The sequence below is a fragment of the Streptomyces sp. NPDC048643 genome (assembly GCF_040650615.1).
GTDB lineage: Bacteria > Actinomycetota > Actinomycetes > Streptomycetales > Streptomycetaceae > Streptomyces.
On record NZ_JBEZHO010000074.1, the window covers coordinates 1 to 19,746 of the forward strand.

Genomic DNA, 19,746 nt, shown 5'->3' on the forward strand with positions numbered 1-19,746 from the left:
AAACGCCCGGTTACATTCCGAACCCGGAAGCTAAGCCTCACAGCGCCGATGGTACTGCAGGGGGGACCCTGTGGGAGAGTAGGACGCCGCCGAACTAATATTAGAGAGCTGGTCCCCGAACTTCGGTTCGGGGACCAGCTCTTTTTTGTTTTGCGTCACTTGCAGTTCACGTTGCGCGACCACGATGCAGGCATGGGTACTGCTGCAATGCTCAGGGCCGCGGGCGTCGGAGCCGGTGACGAGGTCATCGTCCCGGCCTTCGGGAACGTGGAGGTCGCCGAGGCCGTGAACCAGGCCGGCGCCACCGTCGTCTTCGCCGACATAGACCCGGCGACCTACTGCCTCGACCCCCTCGCCGTCGACGCCGTCATAACGGCCCGGTCCGCGGCGGTCGTCGTCGTTCACCGCTTCGGCCGGACCGCCGACCTGCCGCAGCTGCACGAACTCGGCCGACGCCACGGGCTGTTGGTGCTGGAGCAGGGAGAGTCCGCGGCGCCGTACGACGAGATCGCGCAACGCCGGGAACGGGCCGCCTACCTGGACGGCCGGCTCAGCGGGGTGCGGACGCCGGACGGCGGAGACGGACACACCTACCAGCAGTACGTGGTGCGGGTGCCCGGCAACGGGCGGCCGGACCGGGACGCCTTCGCACGAGCGGTGCGGGCCAGGGGAGTTGAGTGCCGGGTGCCGGTCAAGACGCCGGTTCACCGCATGCCCGGGTTCCGTCGGGACGTGCACCTTCCCGAGACCGAGCGGGCCGCCGACGAGACCCTTTCGCTGCCGGTGGAGGGGGCGTTGGCCAAGCGGGAGATGCAGCGGATCGTCTCCGCGTGCAACGCGCTCGGCGGGCTTCTCCAGCCCGCTTTCTGATCTCCGCACCGGTGGTTGGGAACACCGTTGTGTTCAGGGTATGATCTATTTCGTTGCCACGACGTGAGGGAAACTTCGCAAAGGCAGCCGGCCCCCCTAGCTCAGTCGGTAGAGCGTCTCCATGGTAAGGAGAAGGTCAACGGTTCGATTCCGTTGGGGGGCTCCAGCAGAAAAGGCCTCCGCCCTTGTGGGCGGGGGCCTTTCGCATGTCCGGGGCCGACCGGTGTTCCGGCCGGCCCCGACCGTCACTAGTCGTTCTGCAGGCCCGGGACACGCATCGCGAGAATCGCCATGTCGTCCGAGGGAGCGTCAGACGCGAAGCGTTCCACCGCCCGCATGATGCGTGCCGCGACGGCACCCGCCGTCAGGCCCGTGCAGGTGGTGAGGACGTCCGCGAGGCCGTCGTCGCCGAGCATGCGGGTGCCCTCGCGGCGCTCGGTGACGCCGTCCGTGACGCAGAGCAGGACATCGCCCGGATCGAGGGTGACCGTCTGCTCGTAGAGCTCCAGGTCCTCCATCACACCGAGGAGCGGCTGGGGTTCGGCCGCCGGTTCGACCGTGCCGTCCTGGCGCAGACGCAGCGGGAGCGGGTGTCCTGCGCAGACCACCTTCAGGACGGCGCTGCCGTCCTCCTGGGGCCACAGCTCGCCGTACAGGAGGGTCAGGAAGCGGCTGCGGGCGCCCTCGTCGAGGATCGCGGAGTTCAGGCGCTCCAGGACCGCCGGGCCGCCGTAGCCCTCGCGGGCCAGCAGGCGCAGCGCGTGCCGGGCGAGGCCGGTGACCGCCGCCGCCTCCGGGCCCGTACCGCAGACGTCGCCGATGGCGAAGCCGTACGCGCCGTCACGGATGGGGAAGAGGTCGTAGAAGTCGCCGCCGACTTCGTTGCCCTCGCCGGCCGCTCGGTAGATGACCTCGACCTCGACGTTCTCGATGTGGGGGAGCTCCGGGGGCAGGAGGCTGCGCTGGAGGGACTGGCTGATGGCCGTGCGCTCCGAGTACAGGCGGGCGTTGTCCAGGGCGAGGGCGGCCCGGCGGGAGAGGTCCTCGGCCAGTTCCAGGATCTCCTGGCGGAAGTGCTCGTCCGACGGCTTGCCGAGGGTCAGCATGCCGATGACGCGGTTGCGGGCCACCAGGGGGAGGACGACGGTCTCGCCGCCGACCGCGGAGGCGGTGGCGAGGGTCGTGCCGATGCCGGTGTTCGCCGAGGCGGTCTCGCCGAGGCCCAGGCTGCGCATGGAGGTGCGCAGGGCGGCCTCGTGGGCCGCGGCGGCGGGTGCCGACCAGACGCGGGCGCCCGGGGTGGGCACCGGGTCGGGCGGGGCGATCTTCGACAGCAGCGCCTTGAGGCCGTCGATGCGTTCCTCGTCCTCGTGCAGCACGTACGAGAGGTACGGCTCGGAGGCCTGGTCGGCGATCGTGTAGACCGCGCACCAGGTGGCGAGGGTGGGGACGGTCATCTGGGCCATGAGGGCCAGGGTCTGGTCGCGGTCCAGGGTGCCGGCGAGGAGGTCGGAGGCCTCGACGAGGAACGACAGGGAGCCACGGCGCAGGCGTTCCAGTTCGCCGAGCCGGGCGGACTCCACGGCGAGGGCGATGCGGTCGGCGGCGAACTGGAGGCGCAGCGCCTCCTCGTTCGAGTAGCGGCCCGGGGCTTCGGCGGCGACGCCGAGGGAGCCGGTGAGGCGGCCCTCGACCTTCAGCGGGACCGTGACGACCGAGCGCATGCCGGTGCCGCCGAGGAGCGGGACGGCGCCGGGGACGACCGTCAGGTCCTCGTGGACTGCGGGCATGCGGGCCGAGCCGTAGCGTCCGGGGCCCGCTTCGACGGGGACGCGGGCGAAGCGCTGGCGGGCGGAGGGCAGGCCCGTCGAGGCGCGTACCTCCAACTCCGTCTCGTCGTCGGTCGCGAGGAGCAGGAACGCGGAGTCGGCGTCGAGCATGTCGCGGGCGCGCTCCACCGTGCGCTGGAGCAGGCCGTCGAGGTCGTCGGGGGCGGGTGAGCCGATGAAGATCTCGAACGGGTCGGTGGTCTGGCCCTCGGCGGTCGTACCCGAGTCCGCCGCGGCGAGGCGCAACGGGGTCTGCAGGACGGCGCGTTCGTGGTCGCGGACGAGGAGGCAGACCGTGGACGGTTCGCCGCTGGTGTCGCGGACCCGCAGGTGCGAGGCGTACACGGGGGTGACCCGGCCGTCGGCGCAGCGGACGCCGTAACTGCCTTCCCAGCGGGAGAGTTGGAGGGCCTCGACGATGCCCGTGCTGGTGCCGGGTGTGTGCGGCCAGGCCGCGAAGTCGGTGAGCGGTTTGCCGGTGACCTGCTCGGCGGCGTACCCGAAGAGCTCCTCGGCGTCCTCGTTCCAGGCGTTGATGGCGCCGGTGCGGTCGATCTGGACGACCGCGACGCGGACGCGGCCGTCGGCGAGGGGGAGGAGGTGCGCGGGGAGGGAGGGGCCGGCGGCCCGGGTGCCGACCGCGCGCTCGGGGAGTTCGAGCTGGAACCAGACCTGCTTGTGGGTGGGCGTGTACTCGACGCCCCAGCGGCCGGCGAGGGCCGCGCACAGCTGGAGCCCGCGTCCGCCCTCGCGGTCGGGGCTGCCCATGTTGATGGCGGCTCCCTGGAGTGGGATCTCGCGTTCGGGGTAGTGATCGGCCACCTCGATGCGCACGCCGTCGTCGCTGCGCAGACACAGAACGTCGGCGGAGGTGCCCGCGTGCACGACGGCGTTGGTGACCAGTTCGCTGGTCAGGACGACGGCGTCGTCCACGATGTCGGCGAAGCCCCAGCCCTGGAGGGTGTCGCGGACGAAGGAGCGGGCGGTCGCGACGGAGCGTCCCACCGGCTCGAAACTGGCGGCCGCGCGCGCGGTGATCACAGAACTCCTCGTCCGGTTGTCGGCGTGCACGGCTGCGGGGCCGCCCCGCTCCTGCGTGGGAAGAGCGTGGTTCCCCGTCGGCCGGGGATCCTGAGGCGCTTCCCCAGGATGCAGTCCGGTGGTCATGGTGCGGTGCCCCTCCGATGCCTGCCCGCTCGTGCTCGTGCCACCGCCCAGGCCGGACAGGTCCGGCACGGCTGGACAGCCGCATGCCAGGTTACTTACCTTCGCCGTCCATGCGGATGCCGGTCACCAGTGTTTCCGTCCGGAAGGGCCGGGAGTTTGCGTTCCGCGGTGTGCGTGTGGTCGTCCGCGACCGGACCGGATCGGGTTCCGCGGGTGTGCGGACGAGGCCCGATGGTGTGCGGACGATGTGCGAAGCTGCCGAACTGTTATGGCCTGGTTCGGCCGGGGTGAAACACTGGGCAGGCTCCATGGAGAAGGTCCGGGCACGCCGAGTGCCTCCTCTGCACGCCGAGCAGCAGTACCCGAGTACGCCGAGCAGTAATGGTCGACCCTTGCGGGAGGGACACAGTGGAGTCTGGCGCAGCGACGCGGGGCAGTAGGACGCGCGCGAAAGGCGGACAGTCCCTGAACAGCGGGCGCGCATCGCGGGGAGGCACGACCGAGGTGGACACGGCGGCCCTGAACCGCATGCTGGCCGCCCTGGTGTCGATGCGGGACGGGAACTTCCGCAAGCGGCTCACGGTCTCCGGCGACGGGGTGATGTCCGAGATCGCGGCGGTGTTCAACGAGGTCGCCGACCGCAATCTGCACCTGACCGGCGAGCTGTCGCGGGTGCGGCGGGTGGTGGGCCGTGAGGGAAAGCTCACGGAGCGGCTGGAGACGGGGGTCTGCGAGGGCTCCTGGGCGGCCGCGATCGACGCGTCGAACGCGCTGGTCGACGATCTCGTACGACCCGTCTCCGAGGTCGGCCGGGTGCTGTCCGCGGTCGCGGAGGGCGATCTGTCGCCGCGGATGGATCTGCGCGCGCAGGCGGCGGACGGGAACGGGCATCCGCTGCGCGGGGAGTTCCTGAAGGTCGGGCGGACGGTCAACAACCTGGTCGACCAGTTGTCGACGTTCACCGACGAGGTCACGCGGGTGGCCAGCGAGGTGGGTACCGAGGGCAAGCTGGGCGGACAGGCCCGGGTGCGCGGGATGTCGGGTTCGTGGAAGGACCTCACGGACTCGGTCAACACGATGGCGTACCGGCTGACGGCCCAGGTGCGGGACATCGCGCTGGTGACCACGGCGGTCGCCAAGGGTGACCTGTCGCGGAAGGTCACGGTGCACGTGGCCGGCGAGATGCTGGAGCTGAAGAACACCGTCAACACGATGGTGGACCAGCTGTCGTCGTTCTCCTCCGAGGTGACGCGGGTCGCGCGTGAGGTGGGCACCGAGGGCGAGCTGGGCGGCCAGGCGCAGGTGCCCGGGGTGGCCGGTGTCTGGAAGGACCTCACCGACTCGGTGAACCTGATGGCCGGCAACCTGACGGCCCAGGTGCGCGGCATCGCGCAGGTGACGACGGCGGTCGCGAGCGGTGACCTGTCGCAGAAGGTGACCGTCTCCGCGCGGGGCGAGGTCGCGCAGCTCGCCGAGACGATCAACCAGATGACCGAGACGCTGCGGACGTTCGCCGACGAGGTCACGCGCGTGGCCAACGAGGTGGGCGCCGGGGGCCAGCTCGGCGGTCAGGCGAACGTGCCGGGCGCGGCGGGCACGTGGAAGGACCTGACCGACTCGGTCAACACGGTCTTCCGGAACCTGACGACGCAGGTGCGCGACATCGCCGCGGTGACCACGGCGGTGGCCAACGGCGACCTGTCGCAGAAGGTCACCGTGGACGTGGCCGGCGAGATGCTGGAGCTGAAGAACACCGTCAACACGATGGTCGACCAGCTGTCGTCGTTCGGTGTCGAGGTCACGCGGGTGGCGCGCGAGGTCGGTGTCGAGGGTGAGCTGGGCGGCCAGGCGCAGGTGCCGGGTGTGGCCGGTACGTGGAAGGACCTCACGGACTCCGTCAACACGGCGTTCCAGAACCTGACGGGTCAGGTGCGCAACATCGCGCAGGTGACCACGGCGGTCGCGAACGGCGACCTGTCGCAGAAGGTCACCGTGGACGTGTCCGGCGAGATGCTCCAGCTGAAGAACACCGTGAACACGATGGTGGACCAGCTGTCGAGCTTCGCCGACCAGGTGACGCGGATGGCCCGGGACGTGGGCACCGAGGGCAGGCTCGGCGGGCAGGCCCGGGTGGACGGTGTGTCCGGTACGTGGAAGGAACTCACCGACTCCGTCAACTTCATGGCGGGGAACCTGACCTCGCAGGTGCGGCAGATCGCGCAGGTGACCACCGCGGTGGCCCGGGGTGACCTGTCGCAGAAGATCGACGTGGACGCGCGCGGCGAGATCCTGGAGCTGAAGAACACCATCAACACGATGGTCGACCAGCTCTCCGCGTTCGCCGACCAGGTGACGCGGGTGGCCCGCGAGGTGGGTACGGAGGGCCGGCTCGGCGGTCAGGCGCAGGTGCCCGGCGTCGCCGGTGTCTGGCGCGACCTGACCGACTCCGTGAACGGCATGGCCGGCAACCTCACCGCCCAGGTGCGCAACATCGCGCAGGTGGCGACGGCGGTGGCCCGGGGTGACCTGTCGCAGAAGATCGACGTGGACGCGCGCGGCGAGATCCTGGAGCTGAAGAACACCCTCAACACGATGGTCGACCAGCTCTCGAACTTCGCCGAGCAGGTGACGCGGGTGGCCCGCGAGGTGGGCACGGAGGGCATGCTGGGCGGGCAGGCCGAGGTGCAGGGTGTCTCCGGCACCTGGAAGGACCTCACGCAGTCCGTGAACTTCATGGCCAACAACCTGACCATCCAGGTGCGCAACATCGCCGAGGTCACGACCGCGGTCGCGAAGGGCGACCTGTCGAAGAAGATCACCGTCGACGCCAAGGGCGAGATCCTCGAACTGGTCACGACCGTCAACACGATGGTCGACCAGCTGTCGAACTTCGCCGAGCAGGTGACCCGGGTGGCCCGCGAGGTGGGCACGGACGGCAACCTGGGCGGTCAGGCGCGGGTGCCGGGTGTCACCGGCATCTGGAAGGACCTGAGCGACAACGTCAACGTGATGGCCAACAACCTGACCAACCAGGTGCGGAACATCTCGCAGGTCGCGACGGCGGTGGCCAACGGCGACCTCACCAAGAAGGTCACGGTCGAGGCGAGCGGTGAGGTCGCTCAGCTCGCCGACACCGTCAACACCATGGTGAAGACGCTGAGTTCGTTCGCTGACCAGGTGACGCGGGTGGCCCGCGAGGTGGGCACGGACGGCATCCTCGGCGGCCAGGCGCGCGTACCGGGCGTGTCGGGAACGTGGAAGGACCTCACCGAGTCGGTGAACGGGATGGCGTCCAATCTGACCGGCCAGGTGCGCAACATCGCGATGGTCACGACGGCCATCGCGAAGGGCGACCTGACCAAGAAGATCGACATCGACGCGCGCGGCGAGATCCTGGAGCTGAAGACCACCATCAACACGATGGTCGACCAGCTGTCGTCCTTCGCCGAGGAGGTCACCCGGGTGGCCCGCGAGGTGGGCACCGAGGGGCAGTTGGGCGGCCAGGCACGCGTGCGTGACGTCGACGGCACCTGGCGCGACCTCACCGAGTCGGTGAACGAGATGGCCGGGAACCTGACCCGGCAGGTGCGGGCCATCGCGCGCGTGGCGACCGCGGTGACCCGTGGTGACCTGAACCTGAAGATCGACGTGGACGCGTCCGGAGAGATCCAGGAACTCCAGGACTACATCAACAAGATGATCGCCAACCTGCGCGACACCACGATCGCGAACAAGGAGCAGGACTGGCTGAAGGGCAACCTCGCCCGCATCTCCGCCCTGATGCAGGGCCGCCGTGACCTCGACGACGTGGCCTCCCTGATCATGAGCGAGCTGACGCCGGTCGTCTCGGCCCAGCACGGCGCGTTCTTCCTCTCCATGCCGCTGGTCGACGGCAAGGACGCGGGCGCCGAGGACGAGGAGGCGTACGAGCTGCGCATGCTCGGGTCGTACGGCTACTCGATGGGCTCCATGCCGACGTCGTTCCGGCCCGGCGAGGCGCTCATCGGGACGGCCGCCCAGGAGAAGCGCACGATCCTGGTGGAGAACGCGCCGAGCGGCTACCTGAAGATCTCCTCCGGGCTCGGTGAGGCGCCTCCGGCGCAGGTCATCGTGCTTCCGGTGCTGTTCGAGGGGACCGTGCTCGGTGTCATCGAGCTGGCGTCGTTCACGCCGTTCACGCAGATCCAGAAGGACTTCCTGAACCAGATCGCCGAGATGATCGCGACGAGCGTCAACACCATCTCCGTGAACACCAAGACCGAGGTGCTGCTGCGGCAGTCGCAGGAGCTGACCGAGCAACTGCGCGAGCGTTCCGCGGAGTTGGAGAACCGGCAGAAGGCGCTCCAGGACTCGAACATGGAGCTGGAGGAGAAGGCCGAGCTGCTGGCCCAGCAGAACCGGGACATCGAGGTGAAGAACACCGAGATCGAGGAGGCCCGCCAGGTACTGGAGGAGCGTGCCGAGCAGCTCGCCGTCTCCATGCGCTACAAGAGCGAGTTCCTGGCGAACATGTCGCACGAGCTGCGGACGCCGCTCAACTCGCTTCTGATCCTCGCCAAGTTGCTCGCCGACAACGCCGACACGAACCTGACGCCCAAGCAGGTCGAGTTCGCCGAGACGATCCACGGCGCGGGTTCGGACCTGCTCCAGCTGATCAACGACATCCTCGATCTGTCCAAGGTCGAGGCGGGCAAGATGGACGTGTCGCCGACCCGTATCGCGCTCGTCCAGCTCGTCGACTACGTGGAGGCCACCTTCCGCCCGCTGACGGCGGAGAAGGGCCTCGACTTCTCGGTGCGGGTCTCGCCGGAACTGCCCGCCACGCTGCACACGGACGAACAGCGGCTGCTCCAGGTGCTGCGCAACCTGCTGTCCAACGCGGTGAAGTTCACCGACTCCGGGGCGGTCGAGCTGGTGATCCGGCCGGCCGGTGCGGACGTGCCGGTGGCCATCAGGGAGCAGCTCCTTGAGTCGGGCTCGCTGCGGGACGCGGACGGCGCCCTGATCGCGTTCTCCGTGACCGACACCGGTATCGGGATCGCCGCGAGCAAGATGCGGGTGATCTTCGAGGCCTTCAAGCAGGCGGACGGCACGACGAGTCGCAAGTACGGCGGCACGGGTCTCGGGCTCTCCATCTCGCGGGAGATCGCGCGGCTGCTGGGCGGCGAGATCCACGCGCAGAGCGAGCCGGGACGCGGCTCCACCTTCACGCTGTACCTGCCGCTGCACCCGAGCGAACTGCCGCCGCAGGGCTACGGGCAGCTGGCCCCGGCGCTGGAGGCGGGGGAGCTGCTCGCCTCCGAGGCGGAGCTGGCCGGCCAGGGCGTCGAGATGACGGCCGAGGTGAAGTCGTACCAGGAGACCCAGAACGGACCCGCCGCGCTCTTCAGGAGGCGCCGCAGGACGCTTCCTGCGGCCGAGGAGCACGCCGCCGCCCCCGGACAGCCGGAGAGCGGTGCGGGAGGCTCTCAGGAGCAGTGGGCGGCCCCGGAGACGGGACCGCAGCCGCGTCGGGGCATCCGCTTCGAGGGGGAGAAGGTGCTGATCGTCGACGACGACATCCGCAACGTGTTCGCGCTGACGAGCGTCCTGGAGCAGCACGGCCTGTCGGTGCTGTACGCGGAGAACGGCCGTGAGGGCATCGAGGTCCTGGAGCAGCACGACGATGTGACGGTCGTTCTGATGGACATCATGATGCCCGAGATGGACGGTTACGCGACCACCACGGCGATCCGCAGGATGCCGCAGTTCGCGGGGCTGCCGATCATCGCCCTGACGGCGAAGGCGATGAAGGGCGACCGGGAGAAGGCGATCGAGTCGGGAGCCTCCGACTACGTGACCAAGCCGGTCGATCCCGATCACCTGCTCTCCGTGATGGAGCAGTGGATGCGCGAGGGGTGACATGGGCGACACCGGGTGGTGGCGCGAGCCGTCACCCGGTGACGCGGTGTCGACGGCCCGTTCACCGTGCGGCACGGCCGCGGTGGCGGCCCGACCTCGTACGACAGGTCGCACAACGGACTGGGCCCGAAGCCGTGTAGAAGCAGGGGATGCGGGGAACGTTCTGGTCTCCCGCGACGTTTCTGCTACGTGCACAGTGACATCACGGTGACAGGGTGTGGCGACAGGCGGGGTGCGGCTACCATGACCGGCACAAGGACGGACGACGTAAGGGAGTCGTCCTCTGGGGCGGCCCCCGGTGGTACCCCAAGTCCTGCGGACAGGGGAGGCCCCATGCCGGGGCGAGGAGGGCGGGCCATGGTGCAGAAGGCCAAGATCCTCCTGGTCGATGACCGGCCGGAGAATCTGCTGGCGCTGGAGGCGATCCTCTCCGCGCTCGATCAGACACTGGTGCGGGCATCGTCCGGGGAGGAAGCGCTCAAGGCGCTGCTCACGGACGACTTCGCGGTCATTCTGCTGGATGTCCAGATGCCGGGCATGGACGGTTTCGAGACCGCCGCGCACATCAAGCGGCGGGAGCGGACCCGGGACATCCCGATCATCTTCCTCACCGCCATCAACCACGGCCCCCACCACACCTTCCGGGGATACGCGGCGGGCGCTGTGGACTACATCTCCAAACCGTTCGACCCGTGGGTGCTGCGCGCGAAGGTCTCGGTCTTCGTCGAGCTGTACATGAAGAACTGCCAACTCCGGGAGCAGGCGGCGCTGCTGCGGCTCCAGCTGGAGGGCGGTGGCGGCAAGGCGACGCTCGGCGACGCCAAGGAGCCCGCCGGTCTTCTCGCCGAACTGTCCGCGCGGCTCGCGGCCGTTGAGGAGCAGGCGGAGGCGCTGTCCAAGCAACTGGACGACGACTCCGCGGACGCGGCGGCGGTGGCGACCGCGGCGCACCTCGAACGCAAGCTGACCGGACTGCGCAGAGCGCTGGACGCCCTGGAGCCGGGCACCGGGAGCGCGCCCCCGCTGCCGTCGCAGAGCTGAACCGACGTCGGCACGGAAACGTTGTCGACGTCGGCGTGGCCGGCCGGGAAACCGGATGAGGACGCGTCAGTTCCGGTCCGTGGCAAGGGCGACACGAACGGGTGAAGCCGTGGGCACACGTGTCCCCTGTCGTCTCCACCGGTAACCTCACACACATGGCCTCACGTCAGTCCGCAGCCAAGAAGCCGCCCGCGAAGAAGGCGGTCGCTCCGGCGAAGAAGGCCCCCGCGAAAAAGGCAGCCGCCAAGAAGGCGCCTGCCAGGAGGACCGCGGCCAGGAGGCCCGCTCCCGCGCCGGCGCCCAGCCCGACCGCGGGGGTGTACCGACTGGTGCGCGCCGTGTGGCTGGGTGTCGCCCATGCCGTCGGGGCGACCTTCCGTGGCATAGGGCGGGGTGCCAAGGGCCTCGACCCGGCCCACCGCAAGGACGGTGTCGCGCTCCTGCTGCTCGGCATCGCGCTGATCGTCGCGGCGGGAACCTGGTCCAACCTGCGCGGCCCGGTCGGCGACCTCGTCGAGATGCTCGTCACCGGTGCCTTCGGGCGCCTCGACCTGCTCGTGCCGATACTCCTCGGTGTCATCGCGGCCCGGCTCATCCGCCACCCCGAGCAGCCCGAGGCCAACGGCCGCATCGTCATCGGTCTGTCCGCCCTCGCGATCGGTGTGCTCGGGCAGGTCCACATCGCGTGCGGGTCGCCCGCGCGCAGTGACGGCATGCAGGCGATAAGGGACGCCGGCGGACTCATCGGCTGGGGTGCCTCCACCCCGCTGACGTACACGATGGGCGACGTCCTCGCCGTGCCGCTCCTCGTGCTGCTCACGATCTTCGGGCTGCTGGTCGTCACGGCCACCCCCGTCAACGCGATCCCGCAGCGGCTGCGACTGCTCGGCCAGAGGCTCGGCATCGTCCAGGCCGACTTCGACGAGGACGCGTTCGGCGAGGACGACGAGCGCTACGACGAGCAGTGGCGCGAGGCGACCCCGGCGCGTTCCCGCAGACGCCCGCAGGCCCCCGACGCGTACGACCCCGACAACGCCGAACAGGACGCGCTCACCAAGCGACGGAACCGGCCCCGGCGGCCCGGCGCGCAGCAGCCCGACATGAACCGGCCGATGGACGCCGTGGACGTCGCCGCCGCGGCAGCCGCCGCGCTCGACGGCGCCGTGCTGCACGGGATGCCGCCCTCGCCGCTGGTCGCCGACCTGACGCAGGGCGTCAGCGTGGAGCGCGACGGCTACGAGGAGACCACGCCGGTGCCGGCCGCCCGAGCCAAGGGCCCGGTGCCGGGTGCCAAGCGGCCCAAGCAGGAGGCACTGCCCTCCGAGGGCGTCGTTCCCGACCTCACCAAGGCCGCGCCCGACGCGCCCCGCGAGCTGCCTCCGCGCGCGGAGCAGCTCCAGCTCTCCGGGGACATCACCTACTCGCTGCCCTCGCTCGACCTCCTGGAGCGCGGCGGTCCCGGCAAGACCCGCAGCGCCGCCAACGACGCCGTGGTCGCCTCCCTGCAGAACGTCTTCCGGGAGTTCAAGGTCGACGCCGCCGTCACCGGGTTCACGCGCGGACCGACGGTCACGCGCTACGAGGTGGAACTCGGCCCCGCCGTGAAGGTCGAGCGGATCACCGCGCTGACCAAGAACATCGCGTACGCGGTCGCCAGCCCCGACGTGCGGATCATCAGCCCGATCCCCGGCAAGTCCGCGGTCGGCATCGAGATCCCCAACACCGACCGCGAGATGGTCAACCTCGGCGACGTGCTGCGGCTCGCGGACGCGGCCGAGGACGACCACCCCATGCTGGTCGCGCTCGGCAAGGACGTCGAGGGCGGCTACGTGATGGCCAACCTCGCGAAGATGCCGCACGTGCTGGTCGCAGGCGCCACCGGCTCCGGCAAGTCCTCGTGCATCAACTGCCTGATCACCTCGGTCATGGTCCGCGCGACCCCCGAGGACGTGCGGATGGTCCTGGTCGACCCCAAGCGCGTCGAGCTGACCGCCTACGAGGGCATCCCGCACCTGATCACGCCGATCATCACCAACCCGAAGAGGGCCGCCGAGGCGCTCCAGTGGGTCGTCCGCGAGATGGACCTGCGCTACGACGACCTCGCCGCGTTCGGGTACCGGCACATCGACGACTTCAACGCGGCGATCCGCAGCGGCAAGGTCAAGCTGCCCGAGGGCAGTGAGCGCGAGCTGACCCCGTACCCGTACCTCCTGGTCATCGTCGACGAGCTCGCCGACCTGATGATGGTCGCCCCGCGTGACGTCGAGGACGCGATCGTGCGCATCACGCAGCTCGCGCGCGCGGCCGGCATCCACCTGGTGCTCGCCACGCAGCGCCCGTCGGTGGACGTCGTCACGGGTCTGATCAAGGCGAACGTGCCCTCCCGGCTCGCCTTCGCCACGTCCTCGCTCGCCGACTCGCGCGTCATCCTCGACCAGCCCGGCGCCGAGAAGCTGATCGGCAAGGGTGACGGGCTCTTCCTGCCGATGGGCGCCAACAAGCCCACGCGTATGCAGGGCGCCTTCGTCACGGAGGACGAGGTCGCCGCGGTCGTGCAGCACTGCAAGGATCAGATGGCGCCCGTCTTCCGGGAAGACGTCACCGTGGGCACCAAGCAGAAGAAGGAGATCGACGAGGACATCGGCGACGACCTCGACCTGCTGTGCGCGGCGGCCGAACTGGTCGTCACCTCGCAGTTCGGGTCCACCTCGATGCTCCAGCGCAAGCTGCGCGTCGGGTTCGCCAAGGCGGGTCGACTGATGGACCTGATGGAGTCGCGCGGCATCGTCGGGCCGAGTGAGGGATCCAAGGCCCGGGACGTGCTCGTGAAGGCGGACGAGCTCGACGGAGTGTTGGCCGTGATTCGCGGGGAAGCAGAAGCGTAGGCACTTCGGCGGAGGAAGACGGGACAGCCGGTCGGGTCAGGGTGACGCACGGCGGGACGCCCGAAGGTGGGGCGGTTCGCCGTGCGGGTGGCGGAACGACACGTTCAGCCCCAGTCTGATATTCGAACGTGACTCACCCGTAAGGGATCGACGGGCAACCGTTTCCCTTCGTCGCACGTCAAGTTGAGCGAAGGGACGCGAACTGTCCCGGCGTCAGGATGACCGGCCATTCTGATGGCGTACAAAGTCCCACCGCCCGGTTGCCCCACCCTTTCGTACCCCCCCTAGACTGAACCTCCAGCACAGGTGGCTACACGCTCGAAAGGCGCCCCCGTGTCCATCGGCAACTCCCCTGACGGCAACACCCCCGAAGACGAGCGTCCGTTCGAAGACGACCGTGCGGCCGAGCAGGTCTCGGTCGGCCGTGCCCTCCAGCAGGCGCGCATCGACGCCGGCCTCACCGTCGACGACGTCAGCAACGCCACCCGCGTCCGCATCACGATCATCCACGCCATCGAACAGGACGACTTCACCCCGTGCGGCGGCGACGTCTACGCCCGCGGACACATCCGGACGCTGGCTCGCGCCGTCCAGCTCGATCCGGCCCCGCTCCTGACCCAGTACGACGCCGCGCACGGCGGACGTCCCGCGCCGACGCCCGCCGCCCCGCTCTTCGAGGCGGAACGCATCCGCCCCGAGCGTCGCGGACCGAACTGGACGGCCGCCATGGTCGCCGCGATCGTCGCGGTGATCGGCTTCGTCGGCTTCACCGTCGTCAAGGGGGGCGACAGCGGCGACGACTCGAAGACCCAGGTCGCCGAGGGCTCCACGCCCACCGCCAGCAAGGCCGCCTCGCCCACCGCGGACGCCAGCAAGCCCGCCGACCCGAAGCCGGACCCGTCCGACAGCGCCATCGCGGCCGCCCCGCAGGACAAGGTGACCGTGCGGGTCAGCGCCCCGGACGGACGCAGCTGGATCTCCGCCAAGGACCACAACGGCCGGATGCTCTTCGACGGTCTGCTGAACCAGGGCGAGTCGAAGACCTTCCAGGACAGCTCCAAGATCAACCTCATCCTCGGTGACGCCGGAGTCATCCAGCTCTACGTCAACGGCAAGAAGATCGAGGACGACTTCCGGCCGGGCGCGGTCGAGCGTCTGACCTACACGAAGGGCGACCCGCAGGTCGGCTGAGGTCAGCGGAGACAGGCAGTCCACGGGGTTGGCCAAGATCGGCCAACCCCGTCGACGTGGGGTGTCGGCGAGACAAAGTAGTCTTGAGCCCATGCCTGAACGCCGTACCGTCGCACTCGTCACCCTTGGCTGCGCCCGTAACGAGGTGGACTCGGAGGAGCTCGCAGGCCGCTTGGAGGCGGACGGCTGGCACCTCGTGGAGGACGCCGAGCAAGCGGACGTCGCCGTCGTCAACACCTGCGGCTTCGTCGAAGCCGCCAAGAAGGACTCCGTCGACGCCCTGCTCGAAGCCAACGACCTCAAGGGGCACGGCAGAACCCAGGCCGTCGTGGCGGTGGGCTGCATGGCCGAGCGGTACGGCAAGGAACTCGCCGAAGCCCTCCCCGAGGCCGACGGCGTGCTCGGATTCGACGACTACGCCGACATCTCCGACCGCCTGCAGACCATCCTGAACGGCGGCATCCACGCCTCCCACACCCCGCGCGACCGCCGCAAGCTGCTGCCGATCAGCCCTGCCGAGCGGCAGGCCGCCGGCGAGGAAGTGGCCCTTCCCGGCCACGGTGCCCCCACCGACCTGCCCGAGGGCGTCGCCCCGGTCTCCGGCCCCCGCGCGCCCCTGCGCCGCAGGCTGGGCGGCTCCCCGGTCGCCTCGGTGAAGCTCGCCTCCGGCTGCGACCGCCGCTGCACCTTCTGCGCGATCCCGTCCTTCCGCGGCTCGTTCATCTCGCGCCGCCCCAGCGACGTCCTGAACGAGGCCCGCTGGCTCGCCGAGCAGGGCGTGAAGGAGGTCATGCTGGTCTCCGAGAACAACACCTCGTACGGCAAGGACCTCGGTGACATCCGTCTCCTGGAGACGATGCTGCCCGAGCTGGCCGAGATCGACGGCATCGAGCGCGTGCGGGTCAGCTACCTCCAGCCCGCCGAGATGCGCCCCGGCCTGATCGACGTCCTCACCTCGACGGAGAACGTCGCGCCCTACTTCGACCTGTCCTTCCAGCACTCCGCGCCCGACGTGCTGCGCTCCATGCGCCGCTTCGGCGACACCGACCGGTTCCTGGAGCTGCTCGACACCATCCGCGCCAAGGCCCCGCAGGCCGGCGTGCGCTCGAACTTCATCGTCGGGTTCCCCGGCGAGAGCGAGGCCGACCTCGCCGAGCTGGAGCGTTTCCTCACGGGTGCCCGCCTCGACGCGATCGGTGTCTTCGGCTACTCCGACGAGGACGGCACCGAGGCGGCGACCTTCGAGAACAAGCTGGACGAGGACGTCGTCGCCGAGCGCCTCGCGCGCGTGTCCCGCCTCGCCGAGGAACTGGTCGCCCAGCGCGCCGAGGAGCGTGTCGGCGAGACGGTCCAGGTCCTGGTCGAGTCGATCGACGGCGAGGACGGCGCGTACGGCCGCGCCGCGCACCAGGCGCCCGAGACGGACGGACAGGTGCTGTTCACGAGCGGCGCGGGTCTGACCGTCGGCCGTATCGTCGAGGCCAAGGTGGTCGGTACGGAAGGTGTCGACCTGGTGGCCGAGCCGCTGGTCGGCGCGCTCGCGTGTACGGAGACTGAGGAGGCGGCCAGATGACCGGAGTCCCGGCATCCGCGGCGGGCGGCTCCCCCAGCGCCAAAGGCGCGACGAGCGCCCCCGACGCGTCCGGTGCTCCGGGCGACGGCAAGCAGGTACGCGGCGGGAAACTGACCGCTGCGGCCGTCGACCAGGCCAGCCTGTGGAACATCGCCAACATCCTGACCATGATCCGGCTCGTCCTCGTGCCCGGCTTCGTGGCCCTGATGCTGGCCGACGGCGGCTACGACCCCGCCATGCGCGCCTGGGCCTGGGCGGCGTTCGCCGTCGCCATGATCACCGACATCTTCGACGGCCACCTGGCACGCACCTACAACCTCGTCACCGACTTCGGGAAGATCGCCGACCCCATCGCCGACAAGGCGATCATGGGCGCGGCGCTCATCTGCCTGTCGGGCCTCGGCGATCTGCCCTGGTGGGTGACCGTCGTCATCCTCGGCCGGGAGCTGGGCGTCACCCTGCTGCGCTTCGTCGTGATCCGGTACGGGGTCATCCCGGCGAGTCGCGGCGGCAAGCTGAAGACGCTGGCCCAGGGCACGGCGGTCGGGATGTACATCCTGGCGCTGACGGGGGCGCTGGCCACCCTGAGGTTCTGGGTGATGGCCGTGGCGGTCGTCCTGACCGTGGTCACCGGACTCGACTATGTGAGACAGGCCATCGTGCTGCGCCGACAGGGAATCGCCGCGCGCCGGGCAGCCGCCGAGGAGACCGCACGGTGACGTCGGCGGCCACCGAGGTGGTGCGACTACTCACGGTGAGGGGCGAGACCCTCGCCGTCGCCGAGTCGCTCACCGGTGGCCTGGTGGCGGCCGAGCTCACGGCGGTGCCGGGTGCCTCGAAGGCGTTCCGGGGCTCGGTGACCGCCTACGCCACCCCGCTCAAGCACCAGCTGCTGGGCGTCGACGCCACTCTGCTGGCCCAGCGCGGGGCGGTGGATCCGCAGGTCGCGGCCCAGATGGCGGCCGGAGTGCGCAGGGCGCTCGGCGCGGACTGGGGGATCGCGACCACGGGCGTCGCCGGACCGGATCCCCAGGACGGCCAGCCGGTCGGCACGGTGTACGTGGCCGTCGCGGGACCCCCCGGCGCGACTTTTCCCGACCCTGGCGGCGGGAAAGTGACGCCACTGCGGTTGAACGGTGGCCGGACGGAAATCCGTATGGAGAGTGTACGCAGCGTGCTCGCCCTGCTCCTGAAGGAGCTGGCGGGCGAACAGACCGGGAATGAGCGGGCACAGGATACGGAACAGAACGGGGGGTTTTGATGTTTGCAGCCCTGAGTGAACACGACATCGCTCCCCGCACGGCCGCGGCGCAAGGCGGTACGGTGGGGCGTGAAGGATGCGGCTACGCGGTCCGAGGAGGGAGCCACCGATGATTCTGCTCCGTCGCCTGCTTGGTGACGTGCTGCGTCGGCAGCGCCAGCGCCAGGGCCGTACTCTGCGCGAAGTCTCCTCGTCCGCCCGAGTTTCACTCGGCTATCTCTCCGAGGTGGAGCGGGGGCAGAAGGAGGCATCCTCCGAGCTGCTCTCCGCGATCTGCGACGCGCTGGACGTACGGATGTCCGAGCTCATGCGGGAAGTGAGCGACGAACTCGCTCTCGCCGAGCTGGCCCAGTCGGCTGCGGCCACCGAACCGGTGCCCGCACCGGTTCGTCGCCCGATGCTCAATTCCGTATCGGTGACCGGTGTGCCACCGGAACGGGTCACGATCAAGGCGCCTGCCGAGGCGGTCGACGTCGTCGCCGCCTGACGTTCACGGACTCACGTCCCTGAGCTGAGCACGCACACATGGGAAGCCCCGGCCGGGGCGTCCTCCAGGGAGACCTGGAGGGGCCTGGCCGGGGCTTTCGCATTGCTCGGAAGCGGGTAGTGGTGAGCGGTATGGGTCCATTTGCCGGTATCCGGCCCGCCCTTCATGGTGGAGGGACGGGGCGAGGCCGACCGCCGGACCCGTCGTGAATCGGAGGATCTGGATGTACGTCGTGAAGAGCCCCCTGTCCGACGCGGACCTGAAGACCGTCGCCGAGGCGTTGCAGGGCGCCCTGGTCGACCTGGTGGACCTCTCCCTCGTCGCGAAGCAGGTGCACTGGAACGTCGTCGGGCCCCGCTTCCGCTCCGTCCACCTTCAGCTCGACGAGGTCGTGGACACCGCGCGCCTGCACTCCGACACCGTCGCCGAGCGGGCCGCGACGCTGGGCGTGCCGCCGGACGGACGGGCCGCGACCGTGGCGACGAGCAGCGGCATCGGCGCGACCCCCGACGGCTGGATCAAGGACGAGGACGCCGTGGCGGCCCTCGTCGACGCGCTCGGCGCGGTGATCACCCGGATGCGGGAACGCGTGGACGCCACCGGTGAGCCGGACCCGGTGAGCCAGGACATCTTCATCGGCATCACGGCCGACCTGGAGAAGCACCACTGGATGTTCCAGGCGGAGAACGGCTGACGGCTGACGGCTGTCGGCTGTGGGCCGACCGCGGCCTGGCCACTTCGCCACAGGCCGCACCCGTCAGCCGCCGGTGGGTCGCTGGTGTCGCGTGTGTGGAATCGATGGCCCGGTGCCGGGCCGGAGGAGGGCGCCATGGCGGGGCGAATAGTGCGCCGGGGGGCCGCTCTGGTGTTGGGCGTGCTGTGGTGGTGCAGCGTGCTCCGACTCGCTCTGGCCCCGGACGCGGGGGTGCTCGAAGGGACGATCGCGGCGGGCGGGTGGGGGCTGAGCCTGCTCCCGGTCCACTGTGTGCCGAAGTCCCGCGCGGCCGGCGCCGTGGGTTCCGACCGTTGGTGGGCGTACTGGCGGGAAGTCTGGCGCCGGCGGGGGAGCGGTGAAGGGAACGGGCCGGCTCCCGGCGTGGGCTAGCCGACCGGGCCGCCGAGGTGGGCCACGTCGCTGCGTAGTCGGCTGGACGGTGTGGGCTTGGTGAGGCCGGTGGGGTGTGCGGCGCCGTTCGGTGTGGGTGGGGCGTCGGTCGGTGGGCGTGCGGGCCGTGTGAGCGTGGGTACGGGTCCTTGCTGGTGCTGGTGCTGGTGCTGGTGCTGGTGCGGGGACCGGGTGGGGGGGCTTGGCCGTGTCCGTGTGCAGGGCGGGTGGGGCTTGTCGCGCCGTTCCTCGCGCCCCCTACGCGGGTGCCTCTGGGCTCGCGGCCTTGCGGCCGGGGGACGGGGCCCGTGGGTGTCGTTCGGGTGCCGAGCCGCTGTGGCTCGTGGCGGCGCTCCCGGCGCCCCTTGACCGGCGACCTTGGGCTCGCGACTTCGGCGCCGGGGGGGGGTGGGGCCTGCGGTTGTCGGCCGGGTGG

General features: G+C 70.2%; 12 protein-coding genes, 1 tRNA gene and 1 rRNA gene. 13 read left to right on the forward strand and 1 reads right to left on the reverse strand.

Features of this window, described 5'->3' with window-relative positions; translation table 11 throughout:
• The 3 genes from rrf to AB0C62_RS39510 form a co-directional block, all read left to right on the forward strand.
• A 5S ribosomal RNA gene (gene rrf, locus AB0C62_RS39500) occupies positions 1 to 95 on the forward strand; the annotation flags it as partial.
• Between the two features lie 112 nt (positions 96 to 207).
• The gene (locus AB0C62_RS39505) at positions 208 to 870 is read left to right on the forward strand and encodes a DegT/DnrJ/EryC1/StrS family aminotransferase (RefSeq protein WP_362981817.1); all 663 of its coding nucleotides are present in this window, start codon (positions 208 to 210) and stop codon (positions 868 to 870) included.
• Positions 871 to 960: 90 nt separating this feature from the next.
• Positions 961 to 1,036 (forward strand) — tRNA-Thr (locus AB0C62_RS39510).
• An 82-nt stretch (positions 1,037 to 1,118) separates the two neighbouring features.
• On the opposite strand, the gene AB0C62_RS39515 is transcribed toward AB0C62_RS39510, so the two are convergent.
• Complete coding sequence (locus AB0C62_RS39515; RefSeq protein ID WP_362981779.1) at positions 1,119 to 3,866, reverse strand: SpoIIE family protein phosphatase; 2,748 nt, start codon at positions 3,864 to 3,866, stop codon at positions 1,119 to 1,121.
• 408 nt (positions 3,867 to 4,274) lie between these two features.
• On the opposite strand from AB0C62_RS39515, the gene AB0C62_RS39520 reads away from it, so the two are divergent.
• The 10 genes from AB0C62_RS39520 (at position 4,275) to AB0C62_RS39565 (ending at position 19,310) form a co-directional block, all read left to right on the forward strand.
• On the forward strand, positions 4,275 to 9,767 hold the full coding sequence (locus tag AB0C62_RS39520; RefSeq protein ID WP_362981780.1) for a HAMP domain-containing protein: 5,493 nt from the start codon (positions 4,275 to 4,277) through the stop codon (positions 9,765 to 9,767).
• A gap of 357 nt (positions 9,768 to 10,124) precedes the next feature.
• Positions 10,125 to 10,808 (forward strand): response regulator, encoded by a 684-nt coding sequence (locus AB0C62_RS39525; protein WP_355871658.1) that lies wholly within the window; start codon positions 10,125 to 10,127, stop codon positions 10,806 to 10,808.
• Positions 10,809 to 10,963: 155 nt separating this feature from the next.
• Positions 10,964 to 13,693, forward strand: coding sequence for a DNA translocase FtsK (locus AB0C62_RS39530; protein ID WP_362981783.1), 2,730 nt, complete (start codon positions 10,964 to 10,966; stop codon positions 13,691 to 13,693).
• 333 nt (positions 13,694 to 14,026) lie between these two features.
• Complete coding sequence (locus tag AB0C62_RS39535; RefSeq protein WP_362981785.1) at positions 14,027 to 14,884, forward strand: RodZ domain-containing protein; 858 nt, start codon at positions 14,027 to 14,029, stop codon at positions 14,882 to 14,884.
• 91 nt (positions 14,885 to 14,975) lie between these two features.
• A complete protein-coding gene (gene rimO, locus AB0C62_RS39540; RefSeq protein WP_362981787.1) occupies positions 14,976 to 16,457 on the forward strand; it encodes a 30S ribosomal protein S12 methylthiotransferase RimO in 1,482 nt (493 codons plus the stop codon).
• The gene (gene pgsA / locus AB0C62_RS39545; protein WP_362981789.1) at positions 16,454 to 17,176 is read left to right on the forward strand and encodes a CDP-diacylglycerol--glycerol-3-phosphate 3-phosphatidyltransferase; all 723 of its coding nucleotides are present in this window, start codon (positions 16,454 to 16,456) and stop codon (positions 17,174 to 17,176) included. The genes rimO and pgsA overlap by 4 nt, the downstream gene beginning before the upstream one ends.
• Positions 17,173 to 17,718, forward strand: a complete 546-nt coding sequence (locus tag AB0C62_RS39550; protein ID WP_362981791.1) for a CinA family protein — start codon at positions 17,173 to 17,175, stop codon at positions 17,716 to 17,718. The genes pgsA and AB0C62_RS39550 overlap by 4 nt, the downstream gene beginning before the upstream one ends.
• A 109-nt stretch (positions 17,719 to 17,827) precedes the next feature.
• Positions 17,828 to 18,205 carry a helix-turn-helix transcriptional regulator gene (locus AB0C62_RS39555; RefSeq protein ID WP_037620346.1) on the forward strand — a complete coding sequence of 126 codons (378 nt, stop codon included), beginning with the start codon at positions 17,828 to 17,830 and terminating at the stop codon, positions 18,203 to 18,205.
• A 223-nt stretch (positions 18,206 to 18,428) separates the two neighbouring features.
• Entirely contained in the window at positions 18,429 to 18,899 is a 471-nt protein-coding gene (locus AB0C62_RS39560; protein WP_362981793.1) for a DNA starvation/stationary phase protection protein, read from the forward strand.
• Positions 18,900 to 19,034: 135 nt separating this feature from the next.
• Positions 19,035 to 19,310, forward strand: a complete 276-nt coding sequence (locus AB0C62_RS39565; RefSeq protein ID WP_362981795.1) for a hypothetical protein — start codon at positions 19,035 to 19,037, stop codon at positions 19,308 to 19,310.
• Positions 19,311 to 19,746: the final 436 nt, after the last annotated feature.